The sequence below is a fragment of the Enterococcus sp. BWB1-3 genome (genome assembly GCF_016745275.1).
Classification (GTDB): domain Bacteria; phylum Bacillota; class Bacilli; order Lactobacillales; family Enterococcaceae; genus Enterococcus_L.
Genome location: NZ_JADOEP010000014.1, coordinates 12,898 through 25,172, shown reverse-complemented (window position 1 = coordinate 25,172; position 12,275 = coordinate 12,898). Strand labels below are relative to the sequence as shown.

12 protein-coding genes are annotated in these 12,275 nt (G+C 37.1%); 1 reads left to right on the top strand and 11 read right to left on the bottom strand.

What is annotated here, in order from left to right; translation table 11 throughout:
* Positions 1 to 58: 58 nt before the first annotated feature.
* Positions 59 to 481, top strand: coding sequence for a hypothetical protein (locus tag IW492_RS10635; protein WP_202067608.1), 423 nt, complete (start codon positions 59 to 61; stop codon positions 479 to 481).
* Positions 482 to 749: 268 nt separating this feature from the next.
* Here the strand turns inward: IW492_RS10635 and IW492_RS10630 are convergent, their stop codons facing one another.
* From IW492_RS10630 to IW492_RS10580, 11 genes are all read right to left on the bottom strand, one after another.
* Positions 750 to 2,252 carry a helix-turn-helix domain-containing protein gene (locus IW492_RS10630; RefSeq protein WP_202067607.1) on the bottom strand — a complete coding sequence of 501 codons (1,503 nt, stop codon included), beginning with the start codon at positions 2,250 to 2,252 and terminating at the stop codon, positions 750 to 752.
* Positions 2,253 to 2,698: 446 nt separating this feature from the next.
* A complete protein-coding gene (locus IW492_RS10625) occupies positions 2,699 to 3,385 on the bottom strand; it encodes a ribulose-phosphate 3-epimerase (RefSeq protein ID WP_202067606.1) in 687 nt (228 codons plus the stop codon).
* 115 nt (positions 3,386 to 3,500) lie between these two features.
* The gene (locus IW492_RS10620) at positions 3,501 to 4,379 is read right to left on the bottom strand and encodes a class II fructose-bisphosphate aldolase (protein WP_202067605.1); all 879 of its coding nucleotides are present in this window, start codon (positions 4,377 to 4,379) and stop codon (positions 3,501 to 3,503) included.
* A gap of 17 nt (positions 4,380 to 4,396) precedes the next feature.
* Positions 4,397 to 5,107, bottom strand: a complete 711-nt coding sequence (locus tag IW492_RS10615) for a GntR family transcriptional regulator (protein ID WP_202067604.1) — start codon at positions 5,105 to 5,107, stop codon at positions 4,397 to 4,399.
* Between the two features lie 166 nt (positions 5,108 to 5,273).
* Positions 5,274 to 6,308, bottom strand: coding sequence for a zinc-dependent alcohol dehydrogenase (locus IW492_RS10610; protein ID WP_202067603.1), 1,035 nt, complete (start codon positions 6,306 to 6,308; stop codon positions 5,274 to 5,276).
* 22 nt (positions 6,309 to 6,330) lie between these two features.
* Entirely contained in the window at positions 6,331 to 7,179 is an 849-nt protein-coding gene (locus tag IW492_RS10605) for a PTS system mannose/fructose/sorbose family transporter subunit IID (RefSeq protein ID WP_202067602.1), read from the bottom strand.
* 19 nt (positions 7,180 to 7,198) lie between these two features.
* Entirely contained in the window at positions 7,199 to 7,966 is a 768-nt protein-coding gene (locus IW492_RS10600; protein WP_202067601.1) for a PTS mannose/fructose/sorbose/N-acetylgalactosamine transporter subunit IIC, read from the bottom strand.
* Between the two features lie 13 nt (positions 7,967 to 7,979).
* Positions 7,980 to 8,453, bottom strand: a complete 474-nt coding sequence (locus IW492_RS10595; protein ID WP_202067600.1) for a PTS system mannose/fructose/N-acetylgalactosamine-transporter subunit IIB — start codon at positions 8,451 to 8,453, stop codon at positions 7,980 to 7,982.
* 2 nt (positions 8,454 to 8,455) lie between these two features.
* A complete protein-coding gene (locus IW492_RS10590) occupies positions 8,456 to 8,878 on the bottom strand; it encodes a PTS sugar transporter subunit IIA (RefSeq protein ID WP_202067599.1) in 423 nt (140 codons plus the stop codon).
* Between the two features lie 1,984 nt (positions 8,879 to 10,862).
* Entirely contained in the window at positions 10,863 to 11,165 is a 303-nt protein-coding gene (locus IW492_RS10585; protein WP_202067598.1) for a bacteriocin immunity protein, read from the bottom strand.
* 363 nt (positions 11,166 to 11,528) lie between these two features.
* Positions 11,529 to 12,239, bottom strand: a complete 711-nt coding sequence (locus IW492_RS10580; protein WP_202067597.1) for a GntR family transcriptional regulator — start codon at positions 12,237 to 12,239, stop codon at positions 11,529 to 11,531.
* Between the last annotated feature and the right edge of the window lie 36 nt (positions 12,240 to 12,275).

Sequence of the window (12,275 nt, the reverse complement as noted above, 5' to 3'; positions counted from 1 at the left end):
ACCGTTTGATGCGTCTACAATGCTCTATTTTCGCAAATGCTTAGACGACGTGACACTGATGACAATTAACGAAAAAATCTTAGGCGCTCACTTGAAAGAACAACCAGAAGATGATGATGACAGCGATTCGAATAGCAGAACGCTTATTTTAGATACCGCCCATGCACCGCACCAGATCAAGTATCCAACAGACACGAAGTTATTGAATGATGCTCGGACACTTGAGGAAACCATTATTGACACCCTCTACGAAGAAAAGCAATTGAATAAACCGCGCACTTACCGTCGAAAAGCTCGGGAAGTTTATTTGCCTATTGTTCATGTGAAAATCAAAGCAGCGACGGAATTTGGCACTAAGCTGGATATTAGTTTAGCCAATGGAGTTGCCCGTTTAGGAAAAATCGATCGCAATCGGAACAATCTCAACTACTGTAAGCAACGGGAGATTCGTCTTTCCGGTCCAGCCTTGGGATACCCCTAAAAATAAAGTTCACAGCAAACGCTTGGACAATCGAGATCGTATCGAGATGGAGCGCAACTTCAGCCAATTGAAGCGTTGTTTTGGAATGGACTTAATTCTAATGAAAAGAAAAGATACTATGCTTGCCAGCATTGCTTTAAGTGTGTTGCCTTAAATCTGTCTAAATTGATGGTAGATTCTTTGCACCTAATTTCCATTGAACTGAAAAGCAGTTCAGTTTTTTATCTTTTTTTACAGGAGTTCGTCCAGCAAGCAATTTGACAACCACTCAATATACATTATATTTAGTGAAATAAACAGAGCTTCTTGTTAAAAGTTCCATATAATTTTTCTTATACTTAGCTTGAACAGCATTTAGTATATAGGTTAAATCCTGTTGAGTTAAATAATGAGAAATAGAAATTACGGTAGTTGTTGATGTTTTAAATGGCGTAATATCTAATATATTTGTAATTAATAAATCAGTAGTTTCAACTATTTTTGAAATATTTAAATCTTTAGCGGTAGAAATAACATTGAAATGTGGGCTGCCAGGAATCAATTTTTCGAGTTTATTCTTTAAATAATTAGAGAATTGGAAATCAAAATCGATCAGTAATGTTATCGTAATATTACTATAATCATCATATAACGTATCTAATAGATGTGGAAAAGTAGTTGTAACTGCAAAAAAGACAATATAGAAGTATGAATAAAATTCTTCTGAAAAACAATATTCATAAATCTCTTTCATTATAAGATGATAAGACTCCATAAAAAAAGTACTTAGTTGGTAAAATTCTTTAAATTGATTTGTTAGTACAAAGTTAGATGACTCGATAGGTCTTTTAAAGTTGTAAATAATTTCAAAAATTTCTAATGAAAGATCATCTAGTTGTTTTTTATCAATCTGTAGTTTGAAAATATCGCAAAATAGACTTAAAAATTCAGCTATTTGTTGATTTTGAGATGCAACAGAGCGATTGTTTATTTCAAGGTTTAAGGGAGTATTATTTGTAAAAAGATAAAAAATACGAATATAAAATTCAGTATCATTTGGATCATCGGGTCTTTCTAATTCGGTAATAAGATTAGGAGCAGTTTCTATCAGTTTTTTAAGAAACTTTATATTTAAACTATTAGGTAAATCAAGTCTATGGTGACGAAGTTCTCTTTCATATGAAACTGCAGTTGATAATATAAATCGAATGTATTGTTGAGCTGTAGATTGTTTTTCCATAACAAATGCACCGTATCTATAAAAGTTCCCTAAAGCTTTTATAGTGTCTTCTGGAAAGGGAAGGTTAAAAAAGCCATATTTTTCTTTAAAAAAAGCCATAAAGAAATAACGAATATTTGTCTCATTTCCAGCAATGCACAAAGGTTTAGTTTGAAGGATAATATCTATTTCTTTTAGTTTGGGTCTAATGGACCCAATTATTCTTTTTATTGTAGATTCACTAACAAATAATTCATCAGAAATCGCTAAGTAAGTAGGGTGTTGTTCAAAAAACAGCAATTCCATAATGGAATACTCTAAACTATTTTTTAAAATTTGAGCTATACAAAAGTCAAAGGAATATTCTGGGGGTCGAATAAGTTTTATTGTATTTTGATAATACTTAATTTGAATCGGATAAATAATTTCGTTTAATTCGTTAATAATATTAGCAAATGTAGATTTGCTGATATTTAATTCATAAATCAACGATTCCACAGACAGTTCTTCTTCTGAAAAAATACTTCTAATGATATAGCTATAAGCATAGTCCCTTTTATTTAAAATATTCATATTAACACCTCATCAAGCTAAAAATCTTTTTCATACAATAGCATTTCTTTCCAACAACAGAATAAACGTTATTTTAAAAAAAGTAAATAAAATATTAAAATAAAATAAATAATTAATTAAAAAAACAAATAAACCCCATGATATTGAGCACTAGTAATCTGACCAAATTATAAATTATAATAAAAGGTCGTTTATAAATAATGTTCAACGATAGAAAATTTTAACCTGTATACTTCAATGACAAGAACGAGCAGCTTCAAAAATAACCGGATATCTACCGATCTCATTAATCTTTGAATATGAAACGTTCATCCTTAACCAGAAACTGTTTTACTGACAGATATTGTAATTTCAGCAACTGTAATCTATTACTAAAAAAAAGAGATTGTGACAAACATTCATGAGGGCAACTGCCCCTATGAATGTTTGTCACATCCCTTATCTCTTTACAATTTTCTTTTACTTTTGATTTTGCAAACAGCTGTTAACAAGTCTTCCACCTTATCACGATAGCTTCCTTGTTTGCTGTTAAAAAGCGCAGAGGTTCCAACCACATACAGATCAGCCCCATACTGACTGATCAACGAAACAGTCTCTGAGTGTATATTTCCATCCACTTCAATAAGTGGTCTGAGCTGTTGCTTTTTTAATTCTTCGTTTAACAGCTTCAGCTTTTCCAAAACACTGTAATCAAATTTCTGTCCCGCAAAACCCGGATTTACCGTCATCATTAAAACCAGGTCAACATCAGACAAATAAGGGAAAATCATTTCAACCGTCGTCTGTGGGTTTAGAGCAATCCCCGCTTTCATTCCCATCTGATGAATCTGACGAATGAGCCCTGCAGCATCTGTCGTTGTTTCCACATGAAATGTAATATAGTCAGGATGAATCGGTGCAAACATCTCTATATATTTTTCCGGATGAATACACGCCAAATGAACGTCTGTTGTAAATTGACCAGATTGAATAATCGGCTCCAGCACATAAGGTCCCATTGCTAAATTATTCACAAACATTCCATCCATAACATCACAATGCAGCCAGTCTATTCTAGCTATTTGCAGGTCTTCCAGTTCCTGACCCAATTTCAGTTGATTTCCGCACATAATTGAAGCAGCAATTTTAGCCATCTTTGCCTCCTTCGCTGACTAGAACGACTCTATACCTTATAAACAAACACCTTATTTTCACTTCAAAATCATGGCATCTCTAAATTTTCTTACAGTCCAAGTTCTCAGACAGCTCCTAAGGGTTCATAAAAATTTTCATTGCTTCTTTGACATTTTTCTTCATTTCGGCTGTTGCAGCCAAAGAAAGTTCGTCAAAAAAGACCGTTTCTCCGGCAATCATTTTTTTCAGACATTCTATAACCCCTTTACCACCGGCTTTATTCATATAAGTATAGTAATTAATTTTACAAATACCATTTCTGATTGCCGTTTTATAGTCTGCCTCGGATACCCCTGAACCGCCATGCATGACAAAAGGGATATCAATCTTATTTTTGATTTGCAGAATACGATCCAGATCCAGTTTGGGCTCTTTTAAATAAATACCGTGAACGGTTCCAAACCCAATCGCCAGACAATCCACCCCTGTTTCCTCCACAAAAGCTTTTGCCATGTCTGGATCTGTATACACATCCTCCAAATCATCATAATCTTCACTGGAATCAGAACCGCGCCCTTCACCACCGCCGACAGCTGAGGTAAAAATATGACCCAATTCTGCCTCAACAGAGACCCCTGCTGCATGAGCGATTTTAACAATTTCTTTTGTTTCTGCCAAATTGACTTCATACGGCTTGCTGGATGCATCATACATAATAGACGTAAAGCCCAATCTGATTGCCTGAACACACATATCAAAAGATGCTCCGTGGTCTAAGTGAACTGCAACAGGAACTTTTGCCCGGCGTGCATAATCCAACATCACCGGACCAATTTCTTCCAGACGAACCAGATTTTCATGTACTTCGGCATGCTGTAAAATAACCGGAGAATTCAACTCCTCTGCTGCCTCAACCACTGCACGAATTGCTTCAAGGTTTGGAACATTTATTGCTCCAACAGCATAAGGTGTGCGTTTTGCATCTTTCAAGAGTTCCTTCAATGTGACTAACATAATTTGTCCTCCTCGTTTTAATTAGTAAAACGATATTCAAGATTTGTCGAGAGGACGTCTGTATATACATAGGAAAGCTCAATGGGCTTATTTTCCCAACAAGCAAGATTGTTCACAACCATGACAACAGCAGGCTTAGAAATATTTAAGTAATCAATTTCAGTATAATTAGCCATTCGTGCGCTGACACGCTGACTGACAATTTGCGGTTGAATCCCAAACTGACTGAGTGTTTTCCAGAGCGATTTATCCGTTAAATCAATTGAACCTATTTCAGGACAACGATCTAGTGGAATAAAGCTTTCAGTCAGAGAATAAACCATATTGTCTACGCTTCTCAGTCTCAGGAGATTAAAAACATAATCTCCTTCAGCAATTTCAAGCACGGTACTTAACTCTTTATCCGCTTGAATAACATTCTTTTGTAAGACCTCTGAACTGATTTTCTTTTTCCTTGAAACAATATCATCATAAAATCCTGAAATATGCATACTGGAAACAACTTTTACATCCCGATCCTGCAAAATAAATCCTTTTCCTTCAATGTATGAGACAATTCCTTGTCTTTCCAATGCTTCAAGGGCACGTTTAACAGTCGTCCGACTAACATTTAAGCTTTCAGAGAGCTTTCTTTCACTGGGAAGAGGCTTCCCCTGATTACTTAAAATTTTTGCCAAATGTTGAATATCATTACTTACACGTTTATATTTTGGAATGAACTCTTCCATGAATTGATATACCTCCTTGTTATTCTGCTCTAAGTAGTATATCAAGTAAATACTCTTCAAAGCAGACAGTTAGATTCGTCCGGGATGGATGCATTTTGTCAGATTTTTTCATATTGATTATAACATACCTTCATCCATCGATACCGTCTGCTTCGCTCTCTTGATCCTAGAATTTTACGACTACCCGGTACTTGTCGCCTTTGATCGCCGACTCAAAACCTGAAACCACTTCATCAAACCCAACCACTTCACTGATAAAGGGTCGTACATCAATAATTTTCTCACTGATCATTTTCGCTGCCCGAACAAAATCACGACTGTTTGAATTAGCTGTTCCTGCGATTTGATAGCCTCCCTTGTGAAGCTTGTCGGGACTGAACCGCACCGGAGTGTCTGGATAAAATGAAGAATACAGAATAACCCGACCTGTATTTGCTACAAAAGATACTGCCTCTTCAACCACAGACGGAATAGGGGTTGTATCAAACACTACATTTGCCCCCAACCCTCGGCTGATTCGATTTATTTCAGCAGCTAAATCCAGTTCATCAGAATTGACAGTATAATGTGCGCCAAGCTTCTTTGCCAACACCAGTCTGTCCGGATTCAAATCACAGGCCAGTACAGCTGCGCCGCTTTTGACTGCCAGTTCGATGTGAAGCTGTCCCATGATACCGCAGCCGATGACCACTACTAAATCTCCATATTGAATATCGGCAGTTTCACAACTATGAACCACACAAGATAAGGGTTCTGTCAACGCTGCTTCTTCCGGAGAAACATTAGAATAATGGAACAGATGCCGCGGTTCGACAAGCATATATTCCGACAAACCGCCCATCCCTTTATGCGGCAGACCTTCCAAGTGCTTGCTGTGGTTGAAATCCAGACAATTCTGCTCTTCCCCGCTCTTGCAGAATTCACAATTCCCGCAGGCTAGATTTGTTCCAAAAACCACTTTATCCCCAATTGTCCAGTTTTTCGAATCAATGTTACTGCCCAAATCAATAATCTCAGCAGCTATTTCATGTCCGCCAATAAAAGGATAGTCCACCTTTTTAACGCCTGTATATACTCTTTGCTCCCATGTACAAATCGCACAGGCTTTGATTTTTATCAGAATCTTATCTGCTGAAACTTTTGGTATGTCACACTCTTCAATCACCAAGTCTTTAATCCCATGAAAAACTGCAGTTCTCATTTTCTACACCTCTAATCTTCCCTTAGAATATATTTGCTGCGCCAAAAACAACGCCTATCACAACTAAAATCAGCATAACAGTTGTCGACTTCATTTTTCGATTCTTCAAAAGATACAGTGTAAGCAATGTAATCCCTAAAGGCAGAATCCCTTTAAACAGCTTATCCAGTATATCTTCCTGCAGCCCCAGCTCGACAGTTCCGACCTTAATAACAAAAGGGGAAGAAACCGAAACAAAGTTGGCTGTTAATGCTCCCAGTACAATAGCACCCATTGCGGACGCACCTGTGATTAAATACTGCAAAATATTACTGCTTAAAATTTTTTCAATCCCTGTCTTCCCCATCCTGTACCCCTGCATCCAGACAAAATAGGCAAGAGAAAACATGATCCCAAACATCATCAGCCCGTAAACCAGCGGCCCCATCAGATTTCCTTCTGAACCCAGACTCACCCCAAAAGCCAGCAAAATAGGAGTCAAGGTGCCCTGCCAAAGTGTATCGCCAATACCGGCAAACGGTCCCATCAATCCGGTCTTTATTCCATTAATGGCATCATCTGTGATTGGTGCGCCATTGGCACGATCTTCTTCCATTGCAATAACCATTCCGCAAATAACTCCGCCAAAATGAGGCTCAGTATTAAAAAACGCCATGTGTCTTTTTAACGCATTTCGGTATTCCTCCGGATTATCTGCATAGAGCTTTTTTATGATTGGACTAAATGCATGAACTAATCCCGTCGCTTCCAAACGTTCATAATTGTAGTTGGCATGACTGAAAAATGTCCAACGCCAAAACGATTTTGCCACGTCCTTTTTCGAGAGCTCTTTTCTTACTTCTGAACCTTCATTCTCTGTTGCTTGCTCCATTTCTATTCCTCCCTCTTCTTTAGCCTAACCCGCTAATTTCATTTCTTGGTGTAATGGTATATAAGTAGGCAATAATCGCTCCAACCACAGCTATGACAATAACATCCAATCCCATGTATATTGCCATTACAAACCCTAAAATAAAGAACAGCATCGTGTTCGGACGATTAATGGAACGCAAATTCATTGCGATACCTAACGCAGGAAGCAACCCGCCGATGACCTGTAAAATATGAAGAGGCGTCCCATCCAAATATCCCAGTATACTGCTTACTGCCCCAGAGCCGTAGTACGCTGCAAATGCAACTGGAATTACACTCATCAGGAGGAGGATAATTTGCGGCGGTACTACATGCAGAAAATTGATGCGGTCGAGATTGCCCTCATCAGCTGCTTTATCAGCCATATGAACAAAAAATACATCCACCGTCATATGGGCAACCCAAATTACAGTTCCCAGTAATCCAATCGGCATCGCCAGTGTTACTGCTGTCTGCGGGTCTGCTCCAGATGCCAGTGCCAGTGCCGTACCAAGCGTACCTGCCAGTCCCGGATCTACCGGGGCTGTCCCCCCGGCAGAGATAAATGCAATATACGGCAGTTGAATCGCCGCTCCGATAATCACACCCTGAATAGGATCACCCAGAATAAATCCAACAATCGTTCCTGCTACAAGAGGCTTTTGCATAAATGAAATACTTCCCAGTAATGAGAACCACGGAGTGCCTGTAACACCAAGATAATAAACGATACCAATTAAGATTGCCTGTATAAATGAAATACCCATTCTCTTATTCCTCCTAACTTACTAACTTTGAAACATCAATGGACTTATCTTCAGCAATAATTTGAATACTAACATTGACACCATTGTCAATCAGCTCTTTTAACCAACCCTTTTCTTCTTCAGATGCAGAAATATTTTTATAAAATTTAGAACGACCTTCTTTGGCACCCATTCCTCCAATATTCACCTTTTCCAGTGCTACGCCTCTTTTCAGCAATTCCACATAGCAAGAAGGTGATTTTACTAAAACAATTACCTTATCTGATTCACCAAGATTGCTTAATATTTCGGCTCCTCCTTCAATATCAAAAACCTCCGTTCTTATATTTGCAGGAGCTACAGAAGTCACAATCATCTTTAAAAACGTATCATTCGCTGTCTCCTCATCTACGATAATGATTCTGTTTGCACCAGTATAATTAAGCCATGATGTCATGACTTGTCCGTGAATTAAACGGTCATCGATTCTTGCCAATACAATACCCATAATTATTTACCTGTCCTTTCTATCATATTATTGTATGCTTTATTTAAATCCATGACGCTCCTGCTTCCGCTTTCCAACGCTATCCGGCCAATCTGTTCCACGTCATTTGAAAAATCCCGGTTCACAACAACCTCCAAAAGCATCGCCATATTCACTCCGGAAAGCACTTTCATTTTTTCTCTTGGCAACAGCTTCAACACCTCATTACCAGGTGTTCCGCCGAAAAAATCAACCAGAACAAGCACCCCTTTTCCTGAATCCAATTTTTCAATCATTTCCTGAATCCTGCCTCGAAATACTTCCGGACTATCTCCATGATACAGCCCTATTGATTCTGCATATTTTACTTCTCCAGTGATAATAGCAATAGATTCCAACAATGACTTGCCTAAATTCCCGTGAGTAACCACCAGTAAACCGATCAAATGTATCCTCCTCCTTCCGGAAAAACCAAAGGACCTTAAAAAGAGCCATTGGTATTATTCACAAATTAAATATATAGCCGTTCATCATTTTTGTCAACAAGATTTTGAGAAAATTTCTTATTTGGGTTTTAATGTGCAATAAAAGATTCCCTCACTTCATTTGGTCTACTCATTTATTTACAAAATACTGAAAACAATTTAGTCAGCAAACATGGTATAATCACTCTTCATTTTTCAACTGCCTCCAGACATTTTCCTGTCAATCACCAATGGCAGAAAAAAATCACTAAAAACAGGTCAGAAACAGAAATTTCACAAACACTAAATTTATCTATCCTCATAAACATTTTCCTAACTGTCGATATATCTGCAAGTCTAAGTACCTGTTAAAGAACCCCCTTATTAAATTTTACTTACCAGAATCTAGGGAGTGTCTGAAAAGGTAGTGGAAGTTGAATTTTTTAGTGGTTTTTGTGGAAATCAAGGAAGAAAGCACAGGTTATGTGGTTCATAAGCGAGTATTTATGACGAGGAGTTCTATAAAAATCACCAAAATATTCGCCGCTTGAGTTTTCAGACACACCCTAATATAATCAATCCTCAAAATACATTTTGCCATTAGACATCTCTCCCCATTTGAGACACTTATATCAAAAAAAGCTTGTTTCCTAATGGGTAAACATGTCTTCTGCTCTTTGCAGTATAATAAGTCAAGAAGGATGTGTCTGTGAAGATAAGAAGAAATGAATGGGAAATTTAGGCTTGGAAAAAGGTAAAAGAAATTGCGGAAGAATATCACGGAGTTCGTCTGACAATATTTGATGAGCCCTTTCCTTATATTGTTCCAGTAAATTTTGGTTATAAGCAGGATAATTCTCTAACACTGTATATTCACGGAGTCTGTCAAGGAAAAAAAGTACAATTGCTTGGAGAAAATTCCAAAGCAGCTGTTGAAATGTACTGCCGCTGCAGATTAATTGAAGCAGGAACTGTGGCAGAAATCATTAAAATTGTTCTTTCCTCTTATACTTGTAAAGAACATATATATCCAAATAAAATGTAAGCTGTCTGCTGGTAATCAACAACTGGATGTAATTCGAGCTAAGCAATTCACCGAATTATAATACTTTGGCTCGACCTTGAGCAATTGTTTTGGCAAAGGACTGAAAAAAGGCTGTCACATAACTCTTAACGGAGTCAGTGTAACAGCCTTTTTATTTTTTTTGAGATACGAGCAACCTATTAGGGTACTCTGCGATAGGAGAAAATAAATATATGGTTCAGCTCTTTTGTTATCCAATTTCAGGTTGTTGAGTTTGCAGGTTTGGTTAATCCTTTTATCATTTTAATCCAATGTACTGAAAAATAAACTATCTGAAGAAATCATAAAAATCAGTATGCTTACATACACTATTGTTGTTGATAATGGAGTAAATATACATAACTTTTAGATAGTATATGAAGTCTTTTTTCAAGATACCTTCTACTACTGCATCTTAGCAACCCAACTACCTAAGAAGCTCTATTTCCCTGTAAAGCTCTTCTTTCACCTGTTCATCGTTATCTCACAATCCCATATATTCAGAATCTTCATCCAACATACTTTCAAGTAATTCATGACTTTTTCTTTTGTCTCATCCAAACAGTCTATCCTTCCAATCAGGCAAATATAAACCTTTCCAAACATAAGTGTAACCCTGATTTAGTCATAGCTGAATACATCCTTTAAATAGAGGAATATCATTAAAATCATACCTGTTTACAAGAGCTTGATACTCTTTATTATTGCCAATTTCCTACTGCTTAGCCCGTCATCTTGGCAGTTTACAGACAGATTTGACTGAGCTTCCGGCGTTATAAACTGAATGTTTTTTGTAACTGCAACTCATAATCCACATCACCTCCACGTTATTTAATTTTGACTGATACAAACTCCCCTTAATTTCAATTAAGTGAAAAATCAGTAATACTGTAATTTACAATACTAATCGAATTGTCCAGTATTAACAAAATCAGAACGATAAACACCATTAAAAGCGGATTTACTCCCAATTTCAAATAACTGACGGATCAGCTTCTGCTGACTATCCGTAAATGACAGACGCTCATTTACTTCCTTAAAGTAAATAAAGTTAACCAAGTGATTGATTAACGGCGGATTTTCCCCAGCAGATCCAAGCTTTGAATAAACTTTTAGCAGCACTTCTCTAAGCTCATCCATGTCATTTCCTGAGTATTTGGAAAGATTAATGTACAGCTCATGGACAATATCTTTACTCTTTTCCATAATAAATCACCTTCTCTGTCTCATATATGTATAACTCTAATTATTATAGTAGTTTTCTCTTTACTTATCACCACTATGCTTAAAATAAGAAGAAAAAAAGGATAGTCTATTCATAAAACTACTCTTATTTTTATATGTGTTTTTTTCAATCCAATTACTTATTCAAAAATGAACAAAACAGCTCAGTTTGTCATACAAGGTCTTGGAGAAAACCTCAAGAAGCGATCAACCTGCCCCTTCATTTGTCCTCTTACATTAGCATGACAAATGATCGGTTCATGTCGACCGCTTCTTTTCATTTCGTTCTGTGATGCACTATAACACACCATCTGTGTATCACAATCTCTCTAAATTTTTGTATCATTATCTGGAAAGTTCGAATACAAAATAATTAATATCACCGCGATATTTGGAAATGGAATATTCCACCGGCAACCGTTCATCTGAAAAACCTAACGTATGAAAATAGAATACTGGGTCATCTTCTTCTACATCCAGAAGATCACTGGTCGTTTCATCTGCCTTAATCACTTCCAGCTTTCTTGAAACAGAACGGATAGGATGATTCAGCCTCTCAAATGTGGTGTAAAGAAGCTCAGAAGTAAAATCAATCTTCTGCAGTTCCGGAAAAAGGTGACAGGGGATATAACTGGTCACTAAAACAACCGGCTTTTCTTCTGCATACCTCAAACGAATCAGCTTGTAAACAGCATCACCCAGCTTCAAATTCAATTTTTCAGCTACCTCTTCATTTGCCTTCACACATGTAAATTTCAAAATTTTTGTTTTTGGTAAAATCCCCTTTCGATTCATTTCTGAATCAAAGCTTTCAATGACATGCGTGAACTCCTGCTGAATTTTGGGTTTCTTTACCACTGTCCCGCGCTTTTTTCGTTTCTCAAGATAGCCATCATTCACTAAGGATTGAACGGCCTGTCTCACGGTAGGTCTACTGACACTGTAAATATCAGCCAGCTCCATTTCAGTGGGAATTGTCTCATTTTCAGCATATTCACCGGATTTTATTTTGTCCAAAAGATCCTGTTGAATTTTTTTGTGCAAAGGGATGCCCATGTTTCTTCCACTCCTCAATAAATTGCTTTCATTATA